Origin of the sequence: Burkholderia sp. AU30280, from assembly GCF_020420125.1 — a bacterium.
Lineage (GTDB): Bacteria > Pseudomonadota > Gammaproteobacteria > Burkholderiales > Burkholderiaceae > Burkholderia.
The window spans coordinates 35,771-61,442 of sequence record NZ_JAIZRY010000007.1; the positions used below are offsets into that span (position 1 = coordinate 35,771).

The 25,672-nt window shown below is 68.9% G+C and carries 17 protein-coding genes and 1 riboswitch; of the genes, 9 read left to right on the forward strand and 8 right to left on the reverse strand.

The genetic code is table 11. The annotated features are described in order from the left end of the window. Positions 1-33 precede the first annotated feature (33 nt). Positions 34-195: a hypothetical protein gene (locus LGN17_RS17295; protein WP_006476417.1), complete on the forward strand. Its 162-nt coding sequence runs from the start codon at positions 34-36 to the stop codon at positions 193-195. Positions 196-342: 147 nt separating this feature from the next. Here the strand turns inward: LGN17_RS17295 and LGN17_RS17300 are convergent, their stop codons facing one another. After that, positions 343-1,710 (reverse strand): amino acid permease, encoded by a 1,368-nt coding sequence (locus tag LGN17_RS17300; RefSeq protein ID WP_226197883.1) that lies wholly within the window; start codon positions 1,708-1,710, stop codon positions 343-345. A gap of 290 nt (positions 1,711-2,000) precedes the next feature. Further along, entirely contained in the window at positions 2,001-4,292 is a 2,292-nt protein-coding gene (locus tag LGN17_RS17305) for an FUSC family protein (protein WP_226197884.1), read from the reverse strand. A gap of 183 nt (positions 4,293-4,475) precedes the next feature. Here LGN17_RS17305 and recC point away from each other — a divergent pair, with 183 nt between their 5' ends. Genes recC through arfB form a run of 4 tightly spaced genes read left to right on the forward strand, consistent with a single transcriptional unit; the run spans position 4,476 to position 14,237 of the window. After that, the gene (gene recC / locus LGN17_RS17310; protein ID WP_226197885.1) at positions 4,476-7,814 is read left to right on the forward strand and encodes an exodeoxyribonuclease V subunit gamma; all 3,339 of its coding nucleotides are present in this window, start codon (positions 4,476-4,478) and stop codon (positions 7,812-7,814) included. Then, a complete protein-coding gene (gene recB, locus LGN17_RS17315; RefSeq protein ID WP_226197886.1) occupies positions 7,811-11,521 on the forward strand; it encodes an exodeoxyribonuclease V subunit beta in 3,711 nt (1,236 codons plus the stop codon). Before recC ends, recB begins: the two co-directional genes overlap by 4 nt. A gap of 2 nt (positions 11,522-11,523) precedes the next feature. Then, positions 11,524-13,836, forward strand: coding sequence for an AAA family ATPase (locus LGN17_RS17320; protein ID WP_226198147.1), 2,313 nt, complete (start codon positions 11,524-11,526; stop codon positions 13,834-13,836). Continuing rightward, a complete protein-coding gene (gene arfB, locus LGN17_RS17325; protein WP_175951798.1) occupies positions 13,833-14,237 on the forward strand; it encodes an alternative ribosome rescue aminoacyl-tRNA hydrolase ArfB in 405 nt (134 codons plus the stop codon). Before LGN17_RS17320 ends, arfB begins: the two co-directional genes overlap by 4 nt. 56 nt (positions 14,238-14,293) lie before the next feature. On the opposite strand, the gene LGN17_RS17330 is transcribed toward arfB, so the two are convergent. The 5 genes from LGN17_RS17330 to thiC form a co-directional block, all read right to left on the reverse strand. Next, on the reverse strand, positions 14,294-15,574 hold the full coding sequence (locus LGN17_RS17330; RefSeq protein WP_175967419.1) for an EAL domain-containing protein: 1,281 nt from the start codon (positions 15,572-15,574) through the stop codon (positions 14,294-14,296). Between the two features lie 450 nt (positions 15,575-16,024). After that, complete coding sequence (locus tag LGN17_RS17335; protein ID WP_226197887.1) at positions 16,025-16,951, reverse strand: DMT family transporter; 927 nt, start codon at positions 16,949-16,951, stop codon at positions 16,025-16,027. A gap of 153 nt (positions 16,952-17,104) precedes the next feature. Beyond that, entirely contained in the window at positions 17,105-17,353 is a 249-nt protein-coding gene (locus tag LGN17_RS17340; protein WP_226197888.1) for a hypothetical protein, read from the reverse strand. Between the two features lie 203 nt (positions 17,354-17,556). Continuing rightward, the gene (locus tag LGN17_RS17345) at positions 17,557-17,769 is read right to left on the reverse strand and encodes a glycine zipper 2TM domain-containing protein (RefSeq protein ID WP_043182137.1); all 213 of its coding nucleotides are present in this window, start codon (positions 17,767-17,769) and stop codon (positions 17,557-17,559) included. A gap of 250 nt (positions 17,770-18,019) precedes the next feature. Further along, positions 18,020-19,951, reverse strand: a complete 1,932-nt coding sequence (gene thiC / locus LGN17_RS17350; protein ID WP_175951803.1) for a phosphomethylpyrimidine synthase ThiC — start codon at positions 19,949-19,951, stop codon at positions 18,020-18,022. A 124-nt stretch (positions 19,952-20,075) separates the two neighbouring features. After that, positions 20,076-20,192, reverse strand: a riboswitch (TPP riboswitch). A 269-nt stretch (positions 20,193-20,461) separates the two neighbouring features. Between thiC and LGN17_RS17355 the strand changes: the two genes are divergently transcribed. From LGN17_RS17355 to LGN17_RS17365, 3 genes are all read left to right on the forward strand, one after another. After that, positions 20,462-20,737, forward strand: coding sequence for a pentapeptide MXKDX repeat protein (locus tag LGN17_RS17355; protein ID WP_011351498.1), 276 nt, complete (start codon positions 20,462-20,464; stop codon positions 20,735-20,737). An 87-nt stretch (positions 20,738-20,824) separates the two neighbouring features. Next, a complete protein-coding gene (locus LGN17_RS17360; RefSeq protein WP_175951804.1) occupies positions 20,825-21,457 on the forward strand; it encodes a cytochrome b/b6 domain-containing protein in 633 nt (210 codons plus the stop codon). Positions 21,458-21,486: 29 nt separating this feature from the next. After that, positions 21,487-22,275: a molybdopterin-dependent oxidoreductase gene (locus LGN17_RS17365; protein WP_226197889.1), complete on the forward strand. Its 789-nt coding sequence runs from the start codon at positions 21,487-21,489 to the stop codon at positions 22,273-22,275. A gap of 19 nt (positions 22,276-22,294) precedes the next feature. Here LGN17_RS17365 and LGN17_RS36730 read toward each other — a convergent pair whose 3' ends face one another. Beyond that, positions 22,295-23,992 (reverse strand): methyl-accepting chemotaxis protein, encoded by a 1,698-nt coding sequence (locus LGN17_RS36730; protein ID WP_319000835.1) that lies wholly within the window; start codon positions 23,990-23,992, stop codon positions 22,295-22,297. Positions 23,993-24,499: 507 nt separating this feature from the next. Here LGN17_RS36730 and LGN17_RS17380 point away from each other — a divergent pair. Continuing rightward, on the forward strand, positions 24,500-25,672 hold the full coding sequence (locus LGN17_RS17380; protein ID WP_226197890.1) for an EamA family transporter: 1,173 nt from the start codon (positions 24,500-24,502) through the stop codon (positions 25,670-25,672).

Here is a 25,672-nt window from a genome sequence, read left to right on the forward strand (position 1 = left end):
GCTTCGACGAATTTGACCGGAGACGTACCGACCATGAACGATCAGCGCAAGAAGAACCCTGTCCGCAACGTGAGCATCCTGATCGTCGTGGCCGTGCTGCTCGTGATCGGTACGATCCTGTACAACGCGATTTCGCAGAAGCACGCGTACGACGAGGCCCATCCGGCCGAGGCCGCGAGCGCGGCTTCGCACTGACGCGCCGATGCGCGGCCAGTGGGCCGCGCACGCAGGGTGCATGTGAAGGGGATGAGTGCCCGGCCGTTGGCGCGGCAGATCTCGCGCGGAGCCGGGAGAGAAGCGGGCGCCGGGACCGGCGCGCCGCGTACGCAGGTCAGTCGTGCGTCAACGTGACGCGGGTGCGAACTTCGGGCGGATCCGTGCGTAGAACACGACCGCGAGCAGCGCGAGCCAGGCCGCGCCGACATACAGCGCGACGCGCGTGTCCTCGAACCAGCCGAGCATCACGATCACGAAGCCCATGAACGCGATCGTCAGTGCCGGTGCGACCGGCCACAGCGGCACCTTGAACTTCAGCGCCGCGACGTCGGCGCTCGACAGCCGGCGGCGCATCGCGACCTGCGACAGCAGGATCATCAGCCACACCCACACGGTGGCGAACGTCGCGATCGCCGCGACCATCAGGAATACGCCCTTCGGCATCAGGTAGTTGAGCAGCACGCCGACGAGCAGCGCGACCGCCATCACGAGCACCGTGACCCACGGCACGCCGTGCCGCGACGTCGTCATCAGCACGCGCGGCGCCTGGCCCTGGCGCGCCATTCCGAACATCATCCGGCCCGCGCCGAAGATGTCGCTGTTGATCGCGGAGATCGCCGCGCTGATCACCACCAGGTTGAGGATCGTCGCGGCCGACTTCACGCCGAGTGCCGAGAAGATCTGCACGAACGGGCTGCCGTCGCCGCCGACACCCGTCCACGGGCTGATCGACATCAGCACGACCATCGTTAGTACGTAGAACAGCAGGATGCGTGCGGGCACCGCGTTGATCGCGCGCGGAATCACGCGCTCCGGATCCTTTGCCTCGCCGGCGCTCATGCCGATCACCTCGATCCCGCCGTACGCGAAGATCACGACCGACAGCGACGCGATCAGCCCGCCGACGCCGTTCGGCAGGAAGCCGCCATGGTTCCACAGGTTCGCGAACGTCGGCACGTCGGCCGAGTGGCCGAAGTGCATGCCGGTCAACAGGATCGCGACGCCGCCGCCGATCATCGCGACGATCGCGCCGACCTTGATGATCGACAGCCAGAACTCGAGTTCGCCGAACACCTTCACGTGGCACAGGTTTAGCCCGCAGATGATCGCGACAACGCCCAGCACCCAGATCCATTGGGGGACATCCGGAAACCAGAAACCCATGTAGATGCCGAACGCGGTGATGTCGGCGATCGCGACGATCACCATTTCGAGCGTGTAGGTCCAGCCGGTGACGAATCCGGCGAACGGGCCGAGGTTCTCGGTCGCGTAGTGGCCGAAGGAGCCGGCGACGGGTTCGCGCACGGCCATCTCGCCGAGCGCGCGCATCACCATGTAGACGGCCGCGCCGCCCAGGATGTACGCCAGGATCACGGCCGGGCCCGCGAGCTGGATCGCGGACGCCGATCCGTAGAACAGGCCCGTGCCGATCGCCGAACCCAGCGCGAGAAAGCGGATGTGCCGCGCGCTCAGGTGGCGCTGCAAGTTTTTCATCGTGTCTCCGATATCGTTATGCGACGGACCGGGCGAGCGGGGCCGGTCCGATTGGCTTAAGTTGTATATACAACTTGAATGTGGACGAATGATAACAAGCCGGGCCGGGTGACCGGAATCGGGTATTCCCTGACTGGCGCGGCGGACACAATAGGGGGCTGGGCGGTCGCGCTTCGAGGGCGCAGGCCGCGTGGAACGGGCGGGTCATGCTTCGGGGATCGCTGAATCGGGGAGCGCCGGGGCCGATCCGCGGCATGCGCGGGCCGGCCACCGGCGGGGTAAAGGCGCGCTCAGGCGGGCAGGCGGATCACGCTCGCATCCTTGCGGATCAGCAGCGACGACGCGAGCATCTGCTTGCACTGGTGCGCGAGCACCTTCAGGTCGTGCGTGAGCTCGGCGCCCACCGCATCGGATTTCTCCGCGGACACGACCATCGCATCGAGGTCGCGCGTGATCTGCTTCGACGCGTCGAGCTGATCGGCGGGCGGCGGCTCGCCGGCCTCGGCCTTCTCGAGATTGTCGAGCACCGCGGCCAGGCCGCGATGCAGCGCGTCGTCGTGGAGGATGCTGCCGTCGGCCGCGCAGGCCGTGCGGATCAGCGGCGCGGCGGCCGTGATCTGCGCGCCGAGCACGTGCGTCTGCACCAGCAGGTCGTTCAGTTCGGGCACGAAGCGCTGGTGCGCCTTCGGCTCGATCATCATCCGCTGGAACGCCTGCCCGAGATTCGCGAACGCGATGTGCACGTCCTTGCGCGCGAGGCGGTAGCGGTAGTCGTCGTCGAGCGTCGTGGCCGGCGTCTCGATGGCGGCGGCGACGACCGGCACGACGGCCGCGCCGTCGGCGGCCGGCACCGGCGGCGGCGACATGCCGCGCCCGGCGCGCCACACAGCCTCGAAATACTTGCGGGTGGCGGTGAGCATGTCGGCGACCTGCTTGCCCATCAGCCGGTATTCCCAGTACGGGAACAGCCGGCTCGCGGCGATCGCGATCATGCAGCCGACCACCGTGTCGATCGCGCGCTCGCCGATGATCCGCATGCTGCCCGGCGCGAGCAGGTGGAACATCAGCAGCACGTACGATGACGTGAACACGACGCTCGCCGCGTAGTTGAACAGCAGCAGGCTGTAGCTCATCACCATCGACCCGAACATGATCGCGATCAGCAGGTGCGGCTCCTTCACCGTGTAGATCAGCGCGATGCTCGCCGCGCAGCCGATCAGCGTGCCGATGATCCGCTGCGCGTTGCGCTGCTTGGTGAGCGAGTAGCCGGGCTTCAGGATGATGATGGTCGTCATCACGATCCAGTACGCATTCGTGAGCGGCAGCAGCCGGCCGAGCCAGAACCCGACCGCCACCGCGATCGTCACGCGCAGCGCGTGGCGGAAGCTCGGCGAGCGCATGTTCAGGTTCGAGAAGATCAGCAGCGGCGACATGCGGCGACGCTGCAGGAAGCGCGTGAGCGCCTTGTCGATCTTCAATTCGGTTTGCTGCGGATCGGCGTGGCCCGACAGGTTGCGGCGCATCCGGTCGATCAGGCGCGTCGCGCTCCAGATCCGCCGGAACGTGGCGAGCACGGCCGCATACGCTTCCGCGTTGGTGGCCGGGAAGTTCTTCTTGCGCATCAGCTCGATCTCGTACTCGATCGCGCGCAGTTCGGCCTTCACGCTGATCCGCGAATGCGGTGCGCGGTTCTCGAGCACCGCGAGGCCGATCTCCTCGAGATCGGCGGCCGCCTTGCGGATCAGGTCGCGGTAGAAGATGATCAGATCGGACCCGCCGAACGTATTGCGCACCAGCGGGTAGTCGGTGTGCGCGCCGACGAACAGCTCGTGCAGGTCGACGCTGTTGATGAACAGGTTGTACATCGTCGTGCGGCCGGGATCGAGCTTGCCGCGACGCAGCTTCGGCAGGTTGCGCAGCACGATGTCGCGCGCGGTTTCCTGCGTCTCGACCGCGGTGATCTGCTTCGCGACGAGATTGCGGTAGCACTCGTCGAGATCGGCATCGAGATCGTAGAACTGGGCGCGCGCGAGCAGGTAGTCGGCGCACGCGAACAGGCTCTCGGCGAGCGCCTGCTGCTCGATCCGGCGCGCCTGCCATTGCGACACGAGCGTGGCCCAGTACGTGTACCAGAGGCCGCCCGCGAGAATCCAGCCGGCGTTGACGAACGCCTGCAGCGGCGTGAACTTCTCCTCGAGCGTCATCACCATCATGAACAGCGTCGCGAAGCTGATCTGCGGCCAGCGGTTGCCGTAGACGACGATAAGCGACAGCACGAAGGTGAGCGGCACGATGGTGAGCCACAGCACGAAGATGTTCGGTGTCGCGAGGCCGGTTGCGAGCGCGGCCAGAAAACCGATCACGCTGCAGGCGAGCATTTCGTTGTGCTTGTACTTGAGCGGGCCCGGCATGTCGACGACGCATGCGCCGAGCGCGCCCGTCGAGATCGTGAAGCCGAGCTCCCGGTTGTGAAACACGATCAGGCACAGCACGGCCGGCAGCGAGACGCCGACCGCGATCCGCAGGCCGCCGAAAAAGTACTGGCTGTAAAAAAACTTTCTGATTTCGACCGAATAGCGCATCGATGGGCTGAATGGCAGACGAAGACGCCCGGGAGCGGCATCTTGACTGGCGACGAGTCTATCGTATTTCGCGGTCCGCAAAACCTGGCCGTCCGGCCGATGCTCGCGGCGGCGGACCATTTGCTATCCTTCGGGAACCTGTTCGCCCGGTCCGGCCGGCGCGAGAATCCGACGCCCCGCCTCATGCTCCATCTGTTCTATTCGAATCGTCACGAAACGCTGGCCGACGCGCTGCTCGAGGATCTGGCCGCGTTCCCGGCCCGCAACGGGCCGTGGGCGCCGCAGCAGGTCATCGTGCCGAGCGCGGCGCTGCGCCGCCGTCTCGAGCTCGACATCGCCGCGCGTAACGGCGTGTGCGCGAACGTCGAGTTCACGTATCTCGCGCAATGGCTGTGGGCGCAGATCGGCCGCGTGATGGAAGTCCCCAAGCGTTCGCCGTTCGCGCCCGACCGCCTCGTGTGGCGCTGCTACCGGCTGTTCGCGCAGGCGTCCGACGGGTCGCCGTGGCTCGCGTCGCCGCGGCTGGCCGCGTATCTGTCCGCGTCCGACGATGCGATGCGCTACGAGCTTGCACACCGCGTCGCGGCCGTGCTCGATCATTACCTGACCTATCGTCCCGAATGGCTGGCCGCATGGCAGGCCGGCGAGTCCGTGCTCGCGGGCGACGCCGCGCCGCGCGGGATCAGCGACGCCGCGCGCGACGACGAGCGCTGGCAGGCCGCGCTGTGGCGCGCGCTGCTCGCCGAGCTGAGCGACAGCGGCACGCCGCCGGCGCACCGCTTCCTCGTCGAGGCGCGCCATCTCGATCCTGGAACCCTTGCGCGTGCGGACTGGCCGGAATCGGTCGCCGTGTTCGCGCTGCCGACGATGCCGCCGCTGCATGTCGCGTTGCTGCGCGAGCTGTCGCGCTGGATCGACGTGCGCGTCTATGCGCTGAACCCGTGTCGCGAGTTCTGGTTCGACATCGTGACCGCCGCGCATGCCGAGGCGCTCGATGCGGCCGGGCGGCTCGACTACCAGGAAGTCGGCCATCCGCTGCTCGCCGAATGGGGCAGGCAGACCCAGGCGCAACTGCACATGCTGCACGAGCTGACTGAAAGCGCCGCGGCGGGCGACGCGTCGCGGTTCGTCGAGAATCCCGAGCCGACGTGGCTCGCGCGCGTGCAGAACGCGATCCTCGAATTGCAGCCGGAGGCCGAAACCGGCGACACGCCGGCCGAGCGCGGGATCGAGGTGCACGTGTGCCACAGCCTCGCGCGCCAGCTCGAGGTGCTGCACGACCGGCTGCTCGCGTGGTTCGACGCCGATGCGAGCCTGCAGCCGTCCGACGTGCTCGTCGCGGTGGCCGATCTCGCGGCGGCCGGGCCGCTGATCGACGCCGTGTTCGGCACGGCTGGCACCGGCGGTGCCCGTGTGCCTTACCGGATCACGGGCCTGCCGCCGTCGCAGGCGAACCCGGTCGCGCGCGTGCTGCTCGACTGGCTCGCGTTGCCGGAGCGGCAGGTCGGTGCGCCCGAACTGGTCGAATGGCTGCGCGTCGACGCGGTGGCGGCGCGCTACGGCATCGATGCGACGGCGCTGGAGACGGTGCAGACCTGGCTCGCAGCCGCCGGCGCGCGGCGCGGGCTGTCGCCGCGCGCGAGCGACGACGCGGCCGTGCCGGCGCCGCGCCATACGTTTTCCGATGCGCTCGCGCGGCTCTTTCTCGGTTATGCGATGCCGGAGGGCGCGGCGCCGGTCGGCGCGTGGCTGCCGATCGAGGCGGCCACCGGCAGCGAGGCCGAACTGCTCGGCCGGCTCGCGCGGTTCACCGACGATCTCGACGGCTTCGCGCGGCGGCTGGCCGAATCGCATACGCCGCAAGGCTGGAGCGAGCTGTTCGCCGATACGCTCGCGCGTTTCTTCGATTCGGGCGCCGCGTATGCGGACGCGCTGGCGGGCGTGCGCGACGCGCTCGACGCGATGCTGGCCGCGATGACGGAGGGCGCGCCCGACGTCGCGCTGCCGGCAGCCGTCGTCCGGGCCGGGCTGGCCGCCGCGCTCGACGATCCGGCGCGCGGCGGCGTGCCGTGGGGCGGCGTCACGTTCTCGTCGCTGACGAGCCTGCGCGGCCTGCCGTATCGCGTCGTCTGCCTGCTCGGGATGGACGACGGCGTGCTGCCGAGTCTTGCGCGCGCGGACGAATTCGACCTGATGGCCGTGTTGCCGAAGCTCGGTGACCGCCAGCGCCGCGACGACGAGCGCAACCTGTTTCTCGACCTGCTGCTCGCCGCGCGCGACCGGTTGATGATTGCCTACACGGGCCGCAGCATTCGCGACAACGCGCCGCTGCCGCCCGCGGCACTCGTCGACGAGCTGCTCGACCATCTCGCGCTCGTCACGGCCGGGCCCGACGCGCCGCCGGACGCGGTCGAGGCCGCGCGGCGCGCATTCGTCGTCGAGCATCCGCTGCAACCGTTCGCGGCCGCGTATTTCCAACCCGGCAGCGAACTCGCTTCCTACGATGCCGAGCGTGCGGCGCTCGCGACGCTGCTGGCCGCCGAGGCGTCGGGCCACGGGCCGCGCGAGCTGCCGTTCTTCGCGCAGCCGCTGCCGGCCGAGCCGGTCGAGCCGGTCGCATTCAGCGAATTCGAACGCTTCTGGCGGCATCCCGCGCGTGCGCTGCTGCGCGCGCGGCTCGGCATCGTGCTTGCCGACGCACAGGCCGAACTGCTCGACACCGAGCCATTCGCGCTCGACTTCACCGGCAGCGATGCGCTCGCCGAGCGCGTGCTGCCGCTGCTGATCGAGTCGGACGAGGGCCGCGTGCACGATCACGCGCTGCGCATTGCGGACGCGAGCCCCGAACTGCCGGGCGGCGCGACGGGCGCCGTGTGGCGCGATCAGGCGCTTGGTTCGATGACGCAGCTCGCGTCGAACGTGCGCCGCGCGCTGGCCGACGGGATGGAGCGGCGGCCGTTCTCGCTCGCCGTCATGCCCGTCTGGCCCGACACGGAACAGGCGCTGTTCGGCGCCGACGACGCGCTGCTGTCGGGCGACGCGGTGAGCGCGCCGCTCGAACTGCACGGCACGTTGAACCGGCTGACGCCGGCCGGGCAGATCATCTACCGCTACGCGCGGCCGAGTGCGCGCGACTACCTGTCAGCGTGGCTCGCGCATCTCGTCTACTGCGCGGTGGATCCTGGCGGCCCGCGCCGCACGCTGTGGTTCGGTAGCGGCGGCGCATTCGAGCTGACGCCCGTCGCGGCGCCGCTCGAGCGGCTCGCGCCGCTGGCCGCGCTGTTTCGCGCGGGGCGGCGCATGCCGTTGCGGTTTTTCCCGCGCAGCGCGTGGGCGAGGGTGTCCGACGGCGAGGCGAAGGCCGCGAGCGTCTGGATCAACGAACGGGTCGTGAGCGAGGCCGACGATCCGGCCATCGCGATCGCGTGGCGCGGTGCGCACGCATCGCTCGACGAGCCGTTCGGCACACTCGCGCGGCTCGTGTTCGATCCGCTCGTCGAGCATCTGAAGGAGGTCGCATGAGTGCCGGGTCGCAGCCGCAACAGGCGCTCGAACTCGACGTGTTCGCGTGCCCGCTCGACGGCGTCAACCAGATCGAGGCATCGGCCGGCACCGGCAAGACCTGGAACATCTGCGCACTCTACGTGCGCCTGTTGCTGGAAAAGGATCTCGGTGCGGACGAAATCCTTGTCGTGACCTTCACGAAAGCGGCGACTGCCGAGCTGCACGAGCGGATTCGCGGCCGGCTCGCGCAGCTTGCGCATGCGCTCGACACGGGTGACGACGGCGGCGATCCGTTCATCGCGCGCCTGCTCGAAACCACGCTCGGCGAAAGCGGCGCGCTCGATCCCGAGACGGCTGCGAAGCGGATCCGGCGCGCGCTGCGCGCGTTCGACCAGGCCGCGATCCATACGATTCACGCGTTCTGCCAGCGCGCGCTGCAGGAAGCGCCATTTGCGGCGGCGATGCCGTTCGCGTTCGACATGGAGGCCGACGACGCGGCGCTGCGCTTCGAACTCGCAGCGGATTTCTGGCGCACGCGCGTCGAACCGGCGGCCGCGCGCTGGCCGGGCTTTGCGACCTGGCTCGTCGAATCGGGCGCGGGCCCGGCCGCGCTCGATGTTCAGCTTGCGCGCCGGCTGAAGAAACCGCTGGCCGCGCTGCGCTGGGACGGCGTGAGCGAGCCGGACGAATCGGCCGAGGCAGTGGCTGCCGAATGTTTCGCCGAGGCCGAGCGGATGTGGGCGGCCGAGCACGAAGCGATCGATGCGTTGCTGCGCGCCGCGCAGCCTGCGCTCAACCAGCGCTCGCACAAACCCGAAGCGGTTGCCGATGCGCTTGCCGCATGGGCCGCGCATTTCGCGCAGGGCGACGCGACGGCCGCGCTGCCGAAGGCCGCGCTGAAGCTCACGCGCACTGCGTTGGTGAAGGCGACGAAAAAAGGCGGCGCGACGCCTGAACACGCGTTCTTCGACGTGGCCGATGCGCTCGAAGCGGCCGTGGCGGCGGCCGAGGCCGCGCAGCGCGCGCGCTGGCTCGCGCTGATCGCCGAATGGCTCGACATGGCGCCGGGCGAGCTGGCCGAGCGCAAGCGCACGCGACGCGTCGTCTCGTTCGACGATCTGCTCGCGAACCTGTACCACGCGCTGCATGCGCATCCGTGGCTCGCGCAGACGCTGCGCGCGCGCTATCCGGCCGCGCTGATCGACGAGTTTCAGGATACCGACCCGCTGCAGTTCGCGATCTTCGACCGGATCTTCGCGCCGGGCGGCCCGCTGTTTCTCGTCGGCGATCCGAAGCAGGCGATCTACAGCTTCCGCGCGGCCGATCTGCATACGTATCTTGCCGCGCGTGCACGGGCGAGCGCGTGCTACACACTCGCGGTCAACCAGCGTTCGACGCCCGCGATCGTCGATGCGTGCAACCGCTTCTTCATGTCGAATCCGCGCGCGTTCGTGCTCGACGGGCTCGATTATTACGCGGTGCGCGCGGGCACGCGCGTGCGCGCGCCGTTCGTCGACGCGACCGATCCGGGCCCGGCCGGCGACTTTCGGGTCTGGGCTTTGCCGGGCGGCGAAGGCACGTTGCTCAAGCGTGAGGCGCAGGCGCAGGCCGCGCAGGCCTGTGCCGCCGAGATCGCGCGGCTGATGCGCGGCGCGCGCGAAGGGCGCGTGCGGCTCGGCGATACGCCGCTGTCGCCGGGCGATATCGCAGTGCTCGTGCAGACGCACCGGCAAGGCAGTCTCGTGAAGCGCGTGCTGGCCACGTGGGGCATCGGCAGCGTCGAACTGGCGCAGGCCTCGGTGTTCTCGACCGGCGACGCCGAGCAGCTCGAGCGCGTGCTGGCGGCGATCGATGCCCCGGGCGACCTGCGGCGCTTGCGTGCGGCGCTCGCATCCGACTGGTTCGGCCTCGACGCCGGTGCGCTGTGGCGGATGGAGCAGGGCGACGGCGACGCGCAACGTGAAGCATCGGCGGCGGATAGTGCCGACGCGATGAGCTGGGTCGAGCGCTTCTCGCGGTATCGGCTGTTGTGGCGCGAACGCGGCTTTGCGGTGATGTGGCGCACGTTCACGCGCGAGCTGCGGATTGCCGAACGCCTGATGGCCGGCGCGGACGGCGAGCGTCGCGTGACCGACATCAACCATCTGGCCGAACTGACGCAGGCGCGCGCGTCCGCGCAACCGGGCATCGCGCCGACGCTGCGCTGGCTCGCCGCGCAACGGCTCGGCGGCGGCGGCGAGGAAGCGCAACTGCGTCTCGAATCCGATCGCAACCTCGTGCAAATCGTCACCGTGCACAAGTCGAAAGGCCTCGAATACGCGATCGTGTTCTGTCCGTTCCTGAACGACGGCGGGTTGCGCGAGCCGCCCGCGTCGGCGCTGCCGGATGCGCGCGAATATCACGACGATGCGGGCGACGCGGTGCTGCATTACGGATGCGACGATGAGGCGGCCGCACATGCGGCGCGGCAAGCGTTGCGCGAGCAAGCCGCGGAGCGCGCGCGGCTCGTCTACGTGGCGCTCACGCGGGCGGTCTATCGTTGCTACGTCGTCGCCGGGCCGTACCTGTCGTCGCGCTCGACGCGCGAAGCGCGGCGCAGCGTGCTCAACTGGCTCGTTGCCGGCGCAGGCCGGTCGTTTGACGCATGGCTCGACGAGCCGCCCGACGAAGCCGCGCTCGATACGGCGTGGCAGGCGCTCGCGGGTGGCCCCGTGAGCGTTGCGCCGCTGCCGGCGCCGGCGCGACCCGAGCGTCTCGCGGCCGGGCACGACGCGTCGCAGACGCTCGCGGCGCGCCATACGACGCGCATGCTGCGCGATGCGTGGCGGATGGCGAGCTTCAGTTCGCTGACCGCGTCGATGGCGCGCGAGGAAGCGGGCGTCGCGGCGGTGCCTGATGACGAACTGCGGCCCGATCACGATGCGCTTGCCGCGGTGGCGCCGGACGGCGAGTGGCCGTGGGTCGATACGGTCGCCCCCGATCCGCCGGACGACGACATCCTCATGTTCCCGCGCGGCGCGGCGGCCGGCGAGTGCCTGCACCGCCTGTTCGAGCTCAGCCGGTTCACGGAGCCCGAGTCGTGGCCCAGGGCCGCGCTCGGCGCGCTGCACGACCGGCCGGTCGAAGCCGACCCCGAACTCGCGACACGCCTGCCGGCGATGATGGTGCAACTGGTCGACGATGTCGTGCGCACCGAGCTCGTGCCCGGCATGCGGCTCGCCGATCTCGATCCGGCGAAGCGGCTCGACGAAATGGGTTTCCTGTTCCCGGCGCCGTCGCTCGACCTGACGGCGCTGCGCCGCCTGCTGGTCGCGCACGGCTACCCGGACGTAGCACTGGAGGCGGGCATGCTCGCCGGTTTCATCAAGGGTTTCATCGACATGATCGTCGAACACGACGGCCGCTTCTGGATCGTCGACTGGAAGTCGAACCATCTCGGCACGACGCCGGACGCCTACGGCCCGCGCGCGCTCGATGTCGCGATGGCCGATCACGCGTATCACCTGCAGGCGCTGCTCTATACGGTCGCACTGCATCGCTACCTGCGCGGGCGGCTGCCCGACTACGACTACGACACGCATATCGCGGGCTACCTGTACCTGTTCGTGCGTGGTGTGCGGCCCGACTGGCGCAGCGGCGGCGAGCCGGCCGGTGTGCATGCGCGGCGGCCCGAGCGCGCGCTCGTCGACGCACTCGACCGGATGATGGAAGGGGGCCGCGCATGAACATGAATGCGCAGGACGACACGCTCGAATTTACCGGCGGCCTCGTCGCGCGGCTGCCCGAACCCGCCGATTTCGGCATTGCGCTCGCGGAAGGCTTCGCGCGCCGTATCGGCGATCTCTCTCGCCGCGCCGGCGCGCCGGCTGCGGCCGCCCGCTGGGCGGCGCGCGCCGCGTTCGCGACGAGTCGTGCGACCGCAGGCGGCCACGTGTGCGTTGCACTCGGCGCGCTCGCGCAGCGCTATGAAGCGCCGCTCGACGAAATCCGCGCGGCGCTTGCCGCGAGCGGCGTGGTCGCGTTCGGCACGCTCGCACGCGGCGACGAGCGGCCGCTGATCGTCGACCGCCATGACCACCTGTACCTGTCGCGCTATTTCGACTACGAGCGGCGGCTTGCCGATGCGCTCGTCGCCCAGGCCGGTGTGGCCGCGCCAGACGAAGGTCTGGCGCCCGACCGGTTGCGCGACAGCCTTGCGCGTTACTTCGGGCCGGCAACCGGCGAAGTCGACTGGCAGCGCGTCGCGGCGATCGTCGCGCTGACGGGCCGCGTGACGATCGTCAGCGGCGGCCCGGGCACGGGCAAGACGACGACCGTCGTCGGCGTGCTGGCCTGTCTGCTCGACGCGCATCCGCGGCTGCGCGTCGCGCTGGCCGCGCCGACCGGCAAGGCCGCGCAGCGGATGCAGGAAGCGCTGCATGCGCGGGCCGGCGACCTGCCGCCCGAGCTCGCGGCGCGTCTGCCGGACACGTCGTACACGCTGCATCGGCTGCTGGGCGGCGGCGGGGCGGCCGGGTTCCGGCATCATCGCGACAATCCGCTGCCATACGACCTGATCGTCGTCGACGAGGCGTCGATGATCGACGTCGCGCTCGCCGCGCATCTGCTCGATGCGCTCGCGCCGGGTGCGCGGCTCGTGCTGCTCGGTGACAAGGACCAACTGGCCGCGGTCGAGGCGGGCGCCGTGTTCGCGGAGTTGAGCGCGCGGCCGGCGTTTACCGCTGCCGCGCGCACACGCATCGCGCAGGCGCTCGGCATCGACGAGGCGGCATTCGTCGCGGCGTTGCCGGTGCAGGACGAAGTCGCGGCCGCAGCCGTTCCCGCTGCGCATCCGGTTTCCGCCGCAGCTCGGGCCTCGGCGCCTGCTGCTGCCACGACGCGCAAACCGGCACCGCGACGGAAAGTCGATGAGCGACAGGCTTCGCTCTTCGACGACGACCCGCAGGATAGCGAAGTTTCGACGATCGGCGTCGCGCAGCTGCCCGCCGCCGATCCGATGCTGACCGAAGCCGGTGAGGCCGACGAGGCAGGCGACGCACCGGCTTGGATCGAGGCCGGCGAACTCGCGTGGCTCGACGCCGTCGAGCTGCCGCCGTTCGACGCGGGCGACGTGGCGCTTGCGTCGATCCTGCCGGGCGAACCCGCCGCCGTGTCTGCCACGCTCGCACCGGCACCGGCACCGGCACCGGCACCCGCACCCGCACCGCTTGCCGACTGCGTGGTCTGGCTCGAACGCAATTACCGCTTCGGTCTCGATTCGCCGATCGGGCGGCTGTCGCTCGCGATCCGCAGCGGCGACGTGCAGGCCGCGCTCGACGCGCTGCCCGCCGACGATTCGGCCGCCGCGTCGTTCCACGACGATGCGGGCGAGTCGCTCGCGTCGTCGACGGTCGAGCGGCTCGCGCGGCGCTTCGGTGCGTATCTCGACGCGTTGCGCGACACGCTGGCCGCGCCCGTTCCCGATCCGCTGCCGCTGTTCGACGCGCTCAACCGGTTCCGGATTCTGTGCGCGACCCGCAGCGGCTTGCGCGGCGCGGAGCACGTCAACGCGCTCGTGGCCGCGCACGTGCGCCACGCGGCGCGCGTGCCGCTCGCGGTCGGCGCGCACTGGTTCACGGGGCGGCCGATCATGGTGACGCGCAACGACTATGCGCTCGGGCTGTTCAACGGCGATATCGGTATTGCGCTGCCCGACGCGCACGGCGTGCTGCGCGTCTGGTTCAGGCGAGCGGACGGCACCGCGCGCGCGGTGTCGCCGGCCGCGCTGCCGCCGCACGAAACCGCGTTCGCGCTGACGGTCCACAAATCGCAGGGTTCGGAATTCGACGAAGCCGCGCTCGTGCTGCCGGCGTCGTTCGGCCGCGTGCTCACGCGCGAACTCGTCTATACGGCTGTCACGCGTGCCCGCACGCGCGTACAGGTGATCGGGCCGCGGCGCGTGCTGGCGCAGGCGGTTGCAACGCGCACGCAGCGCGATTCGGGGCTCGCGGCGCGCGTCGACGAGGCGCTCGCGCGGCGCCGCATGGAGGCATCGCGATGATGATCCGCTATACGCTCGATCCAGCCGAAGTCGAATGGACGGCCGTGCGCGCGCAGGGCGCGGGCGGGCAGAACGTGAACAAGGTGTCGAGCGCGATCCACCTGCGCTTCGATATCCGCGCGTCGTCGTTGCCGCCCGCCATCAAGGAGCGGCTCCTCGCGCTGTCCGACCAGCGCATCACGCGCGACGGCATCGTCGTGATCAAGTCGCAGGAATATCGCACCCAGGAGAAGAATCGCGAGGCTGCGCTGGCGCGACTCGATGCGTTGATCAGCGGCGTCGCGTTCACGCCGCGCGCACGGGTCGCCACGCGGCCGACGCGCGCGTCGAAGGAGCGGCGGCTCGAGCACAAGTCGCGCCGCAGCGTGGTGAAGTCGGGGAGAGGGAAGGTGATCGACTGACGAATGGATGGGGGCGAACAACTGGCGCGAGCGTCGATTGCCCACCGTCGCGCCGGTCAGCGCATCACGGTCCCCGCGCTGTCGAGCACGAAGTCGACGCAGAACACGACGAGCCGGCTCTGCGCGCGGATCGCGACGGCGGCCGTATAGCAGTCGCGACCTTCCGTCAGCGAGAAGTGCGGGCCCATCAGCGCGACGCGCCCGGGCGCGGCGATCGCGCGCTGGAAATACGGGCGCCGCGACCAGTTGCTGTGGGTTTCCGGGAACAGCGGTGCGAGGCGGGCGACACCCGCCTGGCCGTCGTCGGCGCGCGCGCCGATCGACGGCAGGAACTGCTCGCCGGTTTCGTCGGTGACGAACACGCGGCGCGCGGCCGGCACCGCGAACACGCGCTGCGCGGCGTCCTGCAGGTTGCCGCTCGCGGAAAACGCGGCCGCGCCGGTCAGCACGAGCCGCTCGATCGCGTCGAAGCCCGGCTGCTCGGCGATGACCGGTGCGTGCCGGCGGGCAATGAAGCGCTGCCACGCGGCGTCGAGCATCGCGGGCGCTGCTGCGCTCGCGTGTGCGATCGATGCGTCGGGCTGGCCGAACTGGAAACCCTGCACGAAATCGATGTCGGCTTCCATCAGCGCCTGCAGCGAGTCGTCGCTCTCGACCCCCTCGGCGAGCACCATCGCACCGGCCTGATGCAGCATCGACACGAGGTGATGCATGATGCGGCGATCTTCGGCCGAACTGGTCGAACGTTCGACGAGCGAGCGATCGAGCTTGACGATGTCGGGTCGCGCGCGCCACACGCGGTCGAAATTCGAGAATCCCGTGCCGAAATCGTCGATCGCGATCAGGAAGTCGCGATGCTGGATCATGTCGATCGTGCGGGCGAGCGCGGCTTCGTCGCGCGCGGGCTGTTCGACGACTTCCAGCACGATGCGGTTCGGTGGCAGCGAGAAATGCCGGCACAGCGCCTCGACGAATTCGCGCTGCACGAGGCCCGAGTCGAGCACGCGCGGCGTGACGTTCAGGAACAGCCAGCCGTCGCCGATGCCCTGCGCGACGAAGTTGGCCGTGTGCAGGCAGCGCGCGAGCCGGTCGAGCAGCAGCGCATCGGCGTCGGCACGCGTCTTGTCGAACAGTGCAGCGGGGGAGATCAGCGCGCCGTTCGAATCGACGACGCGCAGCAGCGCCTCGTAACCGACGACCCGCTTGTGCGTGATCGACAGCACGGGCTGGAACACGCTGCGCAATGTCGTGGTGCGATAGGTGGCGATCCAGCCGCCGGGCGTCGGCGTGAGGCGTTCGAGCAGGGAGTCGAGCGAGAGGTCGCGGGCGGGCTTCATGTCAACGGTGCCCGGGGTCGAGTGGCGGAGCGGCAGCGCGTCGCCACGCTGAAGCAGTCGCATGCGCCGGCGGACGCGAAAGGACGTGGGTCATCGAGACCGCCTTCTGCGGGTAAGTGTTCGAAGTGTAACGGGAACGGGGCCGCTCGCGTATCAGGGAAACTCCACACGCACGCGGGAATGCAGCCGCGGCCCGTGCCGCGCGCCAGCGCGCCGCGAGGCGGAGGGGGCCGCCGCCGCACATGACAATCCGGCGGCATGCCATGGCGTGCGCGGCGAAGCGGGAAATCCCGGCGGCCGGCACGGTGGCGGGCGAAAGTCGCCGTCAGAGGAATGCCGGCCGCGCGGCAGCGCCATCCGCGGCGCGGCGGCGGACAGTTGGCGCCCGCCCGGCCGTCAGGCATCACGGCCCGGCCGATGGCGGGGCGGCGCGTGCGCCCGAACGAAGCGTCAGGTCGCTTCGCCGCTGCGCGGCCGGATCCCGGGAATCTGCTTGATCACGCCGGTCGCGAGCGCGGTGCCGACGAGCACGATCGCGCAGCCTTCGATCATCACGACCGTCACGTGTTCGCCGAGGAACAGCGCGCCCCACAGCAGGCCGAACACGGGGATCACGAACGTCACGGTGATCGCGCGGGCGGGGCCGATGTGCGCGATCAGGTAGAAATAGATGAAATACGCGATGCCGGTGCAGGCGACACCGAGAGCGAGCACCGAGCCCCACGCGTGCGCGCTGACCGGCGCGGCCGGCCAGGTGGCGATCGCGAACGGCAGCAGCAGGAGGGTCGAGCCGATCATGCTGCCGGTCGCGTTGACGAGCGGATCGACGCCGGTCAACTTGCGCTTCGTGTAATTGGCCGCGATGCCGTACAGCAGTGTCGCGCCGAGGGCGGCTGCGGCGGCGAGCGCGGTCGCCGCGGCGCCCGTTTCGCCGTGCGCATTCGCGATCTGGTTCCACACGAGCGTGAGCACGCCGGCGAAACCGATGACGAGGCCGAGCGCGCGCGGCCGCGACAGCTTGTCCTTCAGCCACAGGTAGGCCACGAGCGCGCCCCAGAGCGGCGTCGTCGCGTTGATTACCGATGTCACGCCGGCCGACAGCGTCAGTTCGGCGAATGCGAACAGGCAGAACGGAATGCCCGAGTTCAGCGCGCCGACGACGAACAGCGGCCACGCATGACGGCGCAGCCGGGCGCCGAGATCGGCAGGTTTGAAGCGCGTGAGCGCGAAGCCCGCGAGAAACAGCGCGCCGATGCCCACCCGTAATGCCATCAGCGGCGCGACGCCGAGATCGACGACGCCGATCCGGATAAACAGGAACGACGCACCCCACAGGGCAGCGAGCACGGTCAGCAGAAGGGCGTTCTTGGGGGACATCGATCGTGAAGGGCAGGGATGGGATGCGGAGGATCTTACACCCCGCTACCACGCCGTCGTTTCACGTTTCGATGAAACGGCAAGAAACGGTAAGAAATGGGCGTGTCGCTGGCGGCCGGCGCGGGGCGGCCGCCTGCCGGCGGTCGTGCCCGGTCAGTGATGGCGCCAGCCGCCGCGTCCGCCGAAGCCGAAATCGAGCGAGAGCGCCGGTCCCCAATAGCCGCCCCAGGCAGGTGCATAGGCAGGCGCCGGATAGTAATAGGCGGGGCCCGGATCGACGTAGACGGGGGCCGGCTGTACCGGTGCGGCCGTGTAATAGCCGCCGGGATAATAGCCGTACGGGTAGTAGCAGCCGGCGAGCGTCACGCAGGCGAGCGCCGCGGTGACGAGGGTCCTGTTCATGATGTCTCTCCGGCGGAGCCGGCAATCGGCAGATGCTTAAGCTTAGGCCGCGCGCCGATGACACGGTGTGCAAAACGGTAACGGATCATTTCCGCGCGGGCGGCCCGGCTGGCGGCCCGTTACGTTGCGGCGCCGCATGCGAAAACGGCGCTTCCGCACCGCGAAAACGCCGTCTGGCTGGCCGTCGCGGCGCGCTGCGCCGCTTACTTGCCGACCTGGTTACCGATGATGCCGCCGGCCGCTGCGCCACCCAGTGTTGACAGCGCGCTGCCGCCGATCGCCGCGCCGGCGACGCCGCCGACACCCGCACCGATTGCCGTGTCGCGCTGGCGTCTCGTCATCGAGTCACAGGCCGACAGGCTGGCCACGGTCGCGACGAGCAGCGCGCATACCCCAATACGCCGTATCGAATTCATGATCGTTGTCCTTGCGGTTGTGAACGGAGGACACGCGACCGACCGGCGGCCGCGCATGAACCCAATCTACGCGCCGTCCCCCGACGCTGCTGTAAGGACTTGTTAAGGCTCGCGCGGTTTCGTAATGAATTGTTTCCGGTGGTTTTCCCACGCGCCGGCAGGCACGCAACATGCGCAAAAAAGCCCGCTCGAAAGCGGGCTTCGTGCATGGCGAGGCGATCCGGCGGGGAGCGCCGGATCGCGCATGCGCTTACTGGCGGTGATAGATTTCGGCGCCGGTCTTGACGAACTCGACCGCCTTCACTTCCATCCCCTTCTTCAGCGCTTCGGATTCCGACACGCCCTGCTGCGCCGCGAATTCGCGCACGTCCTGCGTGATCTTCATCGAGCAGAAGTGCGGGCCGCACATCGAGCAGAAGTGGGCGACCTTCGCGGAATCCTTCGGCAGCGTTTCGTCGTGGAATTCGCGCGCCTTGTCCGGATCGAGACCGATGTTGAACTGGTCTTCCCAGCGGAACTCGAAGCGCGCCTTCGACAGCGCGTTGTCGCGCACCTGCGCGCCCGGGTGGCCCTTGGCCAGGTCGGCCGCGTGCGCGGCGAGCTTGTACGTGATGATGCCTTCCTTCACGTCGTCCTTGTTCGGCAGGCCAAGGTGCTCCTTCGGCGTCACGTAGCACAGCATCGCGGTGCCGAACCAGCCGATCATCGCGGCGCCGATGCCGGACGTGATGTGGTCGTAGCCCGGCGCGATGTCGGTGGTCAGCGGCCCGAGCGTGTAGAACGGCGCTTCCTTGCACCAGTCGAGCTGGAGATCCATGTTCTCCTTGATCAACTGCATCGGCACGTGGCCGGGGCCTTCGATCATCACCTGCACGTCGTGCTTCCACGCGATCTGCGTGAGTTCGCCGAGCGTCTTCAGCTCGCCGAGCTGCGCTTCGTCGTTCGCGTCGTAGATCGAGCCGGGGCGCAGGCCGTCACCGAGCGAGAAGCTCACGTCGTACGCCTTCATGATCTCGCAGATCTCTTCGAAGTGTTCGTACAGGAAGCTTTCCTTGTGATGCGCAAGGCACCACTTCGCCATGATCGAGCCGCCGCGCGACACGATGCCGGTCATCCGGTTCGCGGTGAGCGGCACGTACTGCAGGCGCACGCCCGCGTGGATCGTGAAGTAGTCGACGCCTTGCTCGGCCTGTTCGATCAGCGTGTCGCGGAAGATTTCCCAGGTGAGGTCCTCGGCCTTGCCGTTGACCTTTTCCAGCGCCTGGTAGATCGGCACCGTGCCGATCGGCACCGGGCTGTTGCGGATGATCCACTCGCGCGTTTCGTGGATGTGCTTGCCGGTCGACAGGTCCATCACCGTGTCGCCGCCCCAGCGGATCGCCCACGTCATCTTGTCGACTTCCTCGCCGATCGACGACGTGACGGCCGAGTTGCCGATGTTCGCGTTGATCTTCACGAGGAAGTTGCGGCCGATGATCATCGGCTCGGATTCCGGGTGGTTGATGTTCGCGGGGATGATCGCGCGGCCGCACGCTACTTCCGAGCGCACGAATTCCGGCGTGATCTCGGCCGGCGCGTTCGCGCCGAAGGCCGCCGCGCCGAACGCCTGGCCCGGGTGCTGGCGGCCCATCATCGCGGCGAGCTTCGCGCCGTTCGGGCCGCTTGCCTTCAGGCTCTCGAGGTACTCGGCGCGGCGCTGGTTCTCGCGGATCGCGATGAATTCCATTTCCGGCGTGATGATGCCCTGGCGCGCATAGTGCATCTGCGTGACGTTCTTGCCGGCCTGTGCGCGGCGCGGGTTGCGGTGCAGGCCCGGGAACCGCAGGTCGGCGGTGGCCGGGTCGGCCGCGCGCTCGAGGCCGTACCGGCTCGACAGGCCGCCGAGCACTTCGGTGTCGCCGCGTGCCTCGATCCAGCCCTGGCGCAGCGCGGCGAGGCCCGCGCGGATGTCGATCTTCGCGTCAGGATCGGTGTAGGGGCCCGACGTGTCGTACACGTAGATCGGCGGATTCTTTTCGCCGCCGAAGCCGGTCGGCGTATCGGCCTGCGTGATTTCACGCATCGGCACGCGGATGTCGGGCTGCGAGCCGGTTACATAAACCTTGCGGGAATTCGGCAGCGGGGCGACGGCCGCGGCATCGACGTGAGCGTCGGCGGACAGAAACTTCGGATTGGCGTTCATGCAATCTCCTGTGCGAGCGCCGGACAGGCGCTTCGGCGCTTGCCCGGAGCCCTTGAAGTATGTGGGGCTCGAGCTAAGCAGGAGACGAGGCTTGGTGAGGCGGCGGATTTCGTCAGAAGGATGGCGGTGAAATCCGTACGCTTCCCTGCGCTGGCATTATCCAGATCAGGTTCAAAGGGTATTTCTCACCCGCAATGCCGGTTGTTTGACCGAGCGCATTGCAGGACCCCCGCGTTAGCAGCGCACACGATACACTGGCTTGGCGGCGGTTTCAACCGGGAGAGGATCGGCTGCCCTGGCGCGGCCGCAGCATGGCGGGCGGGTGCGATGGCCCGTCGAAATGGCAGCGCGCGTCGCCGCCGCATGGCCCTGCGGCTCGGCCGGCAGTGGTGAAGCGGTGCAACATGACGCGCTTTCGCGCAACTTCAAAAAAATTTTCGCAGCGGCTGTCATTTCCCGCGACGTCGTCCGTCTATTCGGCTCCTTAAACCCATGTTGTGGAGAGATGTCATGAAAAAAGTACTGATTGCCGCTTGCGTCGCCGCTTTCGCCACGATCGCCACGGGCGCGTATGCCCAGAACGATGCGATGTCGCAGCCCGGCTCGTCGATGTCGAAGGACGCGATGGGCCACGACGCGATGGCCAAGGATGCAATGGGCCATGACGCGATGAAGAAGGACGGCATGAAGAAGCATGCGATGAAGAAAGACGCGATGAAGAAGGACGCGATGTCGCACGACGAGATGGGCAAGCCGTCGGGCGACAAGATGGCGCCGTCGAACTGACGGAGGCAGGCGCGGCGCGGCCGGCGCGTGCGTCGCACGGCGGCCGCCCGCATCGCGCTTCGTCGACCCATTCCGGGAGACTTCATCATGCAAACCGTTCCTGCCACCGGCCGCGCGGCCGCCACGCCGCCCGCGCGCCCGATCCATCCGCTGTGGGTGCGCGCGAGCCACTGGCTCAACGCGCTCGCGGCGATCCTGATGGTGCTGTCCGGCTGGCGCATCTACGATGCGTCGCCGATCTATCCGCCGTTCGTGTTTCCGCATGGCATCACGCTGGGCGGCTGGCTCGGCGGCGCGCTGCAATGGCATTTCGCGGCGATGTGGCTGCTGGTCGGCAACGGGCTGTTCTACCTCGCGATGTCGATCGCGACGGGGCGCCTCGCGCGCAAGATGCTGCCCGTCACGCCGGCGTCGATCTGGCGCGACATCCGTGCCGCGCTCGGCGGGCGGCTGTCGCACGCCGACCTGAGCGTCTACAACGCGGTGCAGCGTGCCGCCTACCTGACCGCGATCGTCGATCTCGTCGTACTGGTGCTGTCGGGGCTCACGATCTGGAAATCCGTGCAATTCCCGCTGCTGCGCGAATTGTTCGGCGGCTATGACAACGCGCGTGTCGTGCACTTCTGGGCGATGTCGCTGCTCGTCGCATTCGTTGTCGTTCACGTCGCGATGGCGCTGCTGGTGCCGCGCTCGCTGCTCGCGATGTTGCGCGGGCGCTGACCCGTCAACGTCGGGCGAAGGAAATCATCATGTCTGAATCCGAATACAAGCGCGACGGTTCGCGCTGGACGCTCGACCGGAAGTCGCTCGAACTCGACGTGCGCCGCGAGCTCGAGATGCCGTCGCGGCGGCTGTTCAACCGGCGCGTGCTGACGCTCGGCGGCCTGACGATGCTGACCGGCTGCACGCTGCAGGACGATGCATCGGTCAACACGTTCCTCGAGAAGGTGTCGCGCATGAACGACCGCGTGCAGGCGTGGCTGTTCAATGGCGAGCGGCTCGCGCCGACCTACACCGAAGCCGACATCACGCGACCGTTCCCGTTCAACGCGTACTACGGGATCGACGACGTGCCGCACGTCGATGCGTCGACGTATCGACTCGTGCTGTCCGGCCGCGTGACGGGCAAGCGCGTGTGGACGCTCGACGAGCTGTATGCGCTGCCGCACGCGGAACAGATCACGCGGCACATCTGCGTGGAGGGGTGGAGCGCGATCGGCCGCTGGGGCGGCACGCCGTTCGGCGCGTTTCTCGCACGCGCCGGCGCCGATACGCAGGCGAAGTACGTCGGCTTCAAGTGCGCGGACGATTACTACGAGAGCATCGACATGCCGACCGCGCTGCATCCGCAGACGCTGCTCGCGTTCGACTACGACGGCCAGCGGTTGCCGCCGGAATTCGGCTTCCCGATGAAGCTCAGGATGCCGACCAAGCTCGGTTACAAGAACCCGAAGCACATCATGGAGATCTTCGTGACCGATACGTTTCCGGGCGGCTACTGGGTTGACCAGGGGTACAACTGGTTCGGCGGGTCGTAGGCGGCGCTGCGCCCGCGCGTCAGAACGTCTCCCAGTCGGCCGGCCCGGCCGCGCCTGCCGTCGCCAGCGCCGGCCGGGCCGCAGCGCGGCGCGGGGCGGGGCGCTGCGGCCGGTGCGCGGCGGCGGAGGCCGCCGCCGGGATCGCGCCGGCCTCGCCGGTTTCGCCCGTTTCGCCGGACAGCCTGAATACGGAGATCGCGCGCTTCTGCTCCGCGGCCTGCTGTTCGAGCGACTGCGCCGCCGCGGACGCTTCCTCGACGAGCGCCGCGTTCTGCTGCGTGACTTCGTCCATCTGGCCGACGGCCACGTTGACCTGTTCGATGCCGCGGCTTTGCTCGTCGGATGCGGCGGCAATCTCCGCGTTGATGTCCGAGACGCGGCGGATCGCCTGCTGAATCTCGCTCATCGTGCGGCCGACTGCCTCGGCCTGCGTCGAACCCTCCCGGACGGTCGTCGCCGAGCGCTGGATCAGGTCCTTGATCTCCTTCGCGGCGCTCGACGCGCGCTGTGCGAGGCTGCGCACCTCGCCGGCGACGACGGCGAAGCCGCGTCCCTGTTCGCCGGCGCGGGCCGCCTCGACGGCCGCGTTCAGCGCGAGGATGTTCGTCTGGAACGCGATGCTCTCGATCAGGCCGGTGATGTCGGCGATCTTCGTCGAGCTCGTGCTGATCTCCGTCATCGTCGCGAGCATCTGCCCGACCGCTTCGCCGCCCCTGTCCGCGATCTGCGATGCGTTCGTCGCGAGCGTCGTCGCCTGGAGCGCGTTCTCCGCGTTCTGTTTGACCGTCGCGGTCAGTTCGTCCATGCTCGCCGCGGTCTGCTCGAGCGACGCGGCCTGTTCCTCGGTACGCGACGACAAATCCATGTTGCCCGCCGCGATCTGTTTCGACGCGACCAGGATCGACTCGCTCGACGTCTTGATGCCGCGCACGATGCCGGCGAGCTGCGTGTCCATCTGGCGCAGCGCGCTCAGCAGGCGGCCGAATTCGTCCGTCGAGCGGGTCTCGAGCCGGTTTTCAAGCCGTCCGTCCGCGATGCGCCGGGCAGCCGTCATCGCGATTTCGAGCGGCTGTGTGATTGCGCGCTGCAAATAGAACCACGCGCCGATCGCCACCGCCACGCCGATGGCAAGCACACCGAACGACACCCACTGCAGCAGGTGGAACGTATCGCTGCCTTGCGCGGCGGCGTCCTTCACCTGCGCCACGTTGATCGCGATGTCCGAATCGACGCTGTCGCTCAGTGCGTTGCCGACCGGGTGCAGCTTGTCGAGTGTCGCACCGACGGCCTCGGCGTTGCCGGCCTCCGCCGCGGCGAGCGCGGTGTCGGCGAGCGAACGGAACGCGGCGAGCTGGCTCGCGATCTGGTCGGCGATCTTGCGCTCGTCGTCCGCGGTCACCTTGGCCGGGTAGTAGTCGTTCCACGCGGCGGTCAGCTTCTTGTCGGATTCGCGCACGCGCTCGACGTCGCGCTTCGCGTCGCTCGGGTTCGTTTGCGCGGCGAGACTGTCGAGCATCACGCGCATCTGCAGCGACGCGCTGTGCGTCGTCGCCAGGTCCTCGACCGGAATGGTGCCGAGCGCGTACATCCCGTCCATGTCCGTGCTCAGCTTCGCGAGTCCGCGGACCCCTGTCAGCCCGATCGCGACCATCACGAGAAAGCACGCGCCGAATGCGAGCGCGATCTTGAATTTGATTGTGCCTGTCAGCTTGCTCATCCACCGTCACCCATGTCGAAACGAGAAACCCGCCATCCCCGAGCGCCAGCCGATATGTCTGACAAATCCATGCTGGGATCAGGGTTATAAAAAGGTAAACGGCAATGTCGATTGTTAACTTGAGGCGCAACGAACCGTTCGCGCACGCGTGACGGCCTGCGTCGAATCCGGCACACGAACGAGGCGGTGCGCCCGGCGTGCGGCGGGCGCGGCGTGCATCGTCGCCGGAGGCACTGTCGTGCGGATGCGTCATTCCCGATGCTTTCAGACAGGTCCGACGTTGCTTTCGAATCCGTGATGCCATAATGCCGAGCGTGCGCAGCCGAAACGGTTGCGCGCGTTTTTTTGTCCCTCTGCCGCCGCTTGCCGGTTCTCTTTCGCCGCCGTTCGCACTGCCATGTCGTTCCGCACGTTCGCTCTGCCTTCCCGGTCCCGCCAGGGCCGTTTGCCGGCATCGCCGGTATCTTTCAGCGGAGCACGCGGCGTGACGTGCGGGCAGGCTGCGCAATGACGCCGCTCGACCGCCTTCTCGACTTCCTCGCCCGCTTCTCGTTCCGGATCCGCCTGCCGCAAAGCCGCGGCGGCCGCGTGGCGCTGGCGCTCGTCTTCATCTATTTCGTCTGGGGTTCGACCTACAGCGGCCTGCATTTCGCGCTGCAGTCGTTCCCGCCGCTGCTGCTGTCGGGGCTGCGCAACCTGCTTGGCGGGATCGGCCTGTTCATCTTCGCGCTGCGGCGCAAGCCCGAATGGCCGACGCTGCTCGAAATCCGCAATGCCGGGATCGTCGGCACGATGCTCGTCGCGCTGTCGTCCGGCACGATCGCGCTCGGGATCAGCTCGGTCAGCAGCGGCTCCGCCGCGGTGATGGTGGCCACGGTGCCGCTGTTCGCGACCGTGATCGCGGCGGTCGCCGGGCGGCCGGTCACGAAAGGCGAGTGGGGCGCCGTCGCGCTCGGGATGGTCGGCATCGTCGTGCTGAACTCGGGCGGCGCGGCCGCGCAGAATTCGGCGCTCGGCACGATCTGCGTGCTGGCCGGCGCATTGTTCTGGGCCGGCGGCGCGCATCTCGCGACGCGGCTCAAGCTGCCGTCCGACCTGTTTCTGTCGACGTCGCTGCAGATCGGCCTCGGCGGCATGATCTCGACGCTCGTTGCCTGGCTGATCGGCGAACGCATCGAGCACGTGATGGCGGGGCCAGTGTTCGCGTTCCTGTACCTGATGGTGTTCTGCACGATGGCCGCGTATGTCGCGTACGGCTACCTGATCCGCCACACGAGCCCGATCATCGCGAGCAGCTGCATGTACGTGAACCCGATCGTCGCGGTTGCGCTCGGTGCGCTGCTGCTTGGCGAGCCGGTGACGATGGCGACCGTGGTCGCGACCGTCGCGATCCTGGGTAGCGTCGGGCTGTCGTTCGTGTTCGATCCGGCGCGCCGGCCCGCGGCACGCGCGGCAGCCGCCAGCTCGGCTGCCGCGGCTGCCGCGTCGACGGCGGAGGCTGCATCGGCGCCCGAGCAGATCGAGATCCCGGATGCGGCGCCGATCCTGGCGCCTTCCGCCGTTCCGATGGCCGTGCCGGTTCCGGCTGCCGTGATGGATCCTGCCGCGGTCGTCGATCCGGCGCCGGCGTTCGCCACGCCGCCGGCCGCCGAACCGGCAGCGCCCCGCGCCGACGCGTGA

Excerpts from the sequence above, each read along its gene's own strand:
- LGN17_RS36730 (WP_319000835.1), bottom strand. The coding sequence starts at position 23,992 with ATGAGCAAGCTGACAGGCACAATCAAATTCAAGATCGCGCTCGCATTC.
- LGN17_RS17345 (WP_043182137.1), bottom strand. The coding sequence starts at position 17,769 with ATGAATTCGATACGGCGTATTGGGGTATGCGCGCTGCTCGTCGCGACC.
- thiC (WP_175951803.1), bottom strand. The coding sequence starts at position 19,951 with ATGAACGCCAATCCGAAGTTTCTGTCCGCCGACGCTCACGTCGATGCC.
- LGN17_RS17305 (WP_226197884.1), bottom strand. The coding sequence starts at position 4,292 with ATGCGCTATTCGGTCGAAATCAGAAAGTTTTTTTACAGCCAGTACTTT.
- recB (WP_226197886.1), top strand. The coding sequence starts at position 7,811 with ATGAGTGCCGGGTCGCAGCCGCAACAGGCGCTCGAACTCGACGTGTTC.
- recC (WP_226197885.1), top strand. The coding sequence starts at position 4,476 with ATGCTCCATCTGTTCTATTCGAATCGTCACGAAACGCTGGCCGACGCG.
- LGN17_RS17295 (WP_006476417.1), top strand. The coding sequence starts at position 34 with ATGAACGATCAGCGCAAGAAGAACCCTGTCCGCAACGTGAGCATCCTG.
- LGN17_RS17360 (WP_175951804.1), top strand. The coding sequence starts at position 20,825 with ATGCAAACCGTTCCTGCCACCGGCCGCGCGGCCGCCACGCCGCCCGCG.
- LGN17_RS17340 (WP_226197888.1), bottom strand. The coding sequence starts at position 17,353 with ATGAACAGGACCCTCGTCACCGCGGCGCTCGCCTGCGTGACGCTCGCC.
- LGN17_RS17300 (WP_226197883.1), bottom strand. The coding sequence starts at position 1,710 with ATGAAAAACTTGCAGCGCCACCTGAGCGCGCGGCACATCCGCTTTCTC.
- LGN17_RS17380 (WP_226197890.1), top strand. The coding sequence starts at position 24,500 with ATGACGCCGCTCGACCGCCTTCTCGACTTCCTCGCCCGCTTCTCGTTC.
- LGN17_RS17355 (WP_011351498.1), top strand. The coding sequence starts at position 20,462 with ATGAAAAAAGTACTGATTGCCGCTTGCGTCGCCGCTTTCGCCACGATC.
- LGN17_RS17330 (WP_175967419.1), bottom strand. The coding sequence starts at position 15,574 with ATGAAGCCCGCCCGCGACCTCTCGCTCGACTCCCTGCTCGAACGCCTC.
- LGN17_RS17320 (WP_226198147.1), top strand. The coding sequence starts at position 11,524 with ATGAATGCGCAGGACGACACGCTCGAATTTACCGGCGGCCTCGTCGCG.
- LGN17_RS17365 (WP_226197889.1), top strand. The coding sequence starts at position 21,487 with ATGTCTGAATCCGAATACAAGCGCGACGGTTCGCGCTGGACGCTCGAC.
- LGN17_RS17335 (WP_226197887.1), bottom strand. The coding sequence starts at position 16,951 with ATGTCCCCCAAGAACGCCCTTCTGCTGACCGTGCTCGCTGCCCTGTGG.
- arfB (WP_175951798.1), top strand. The coding sequence starts at position 13,833 with ATGATGATCCGCTATACGCTCGATCCAGCCGAAGTCGAATGGACGGCC.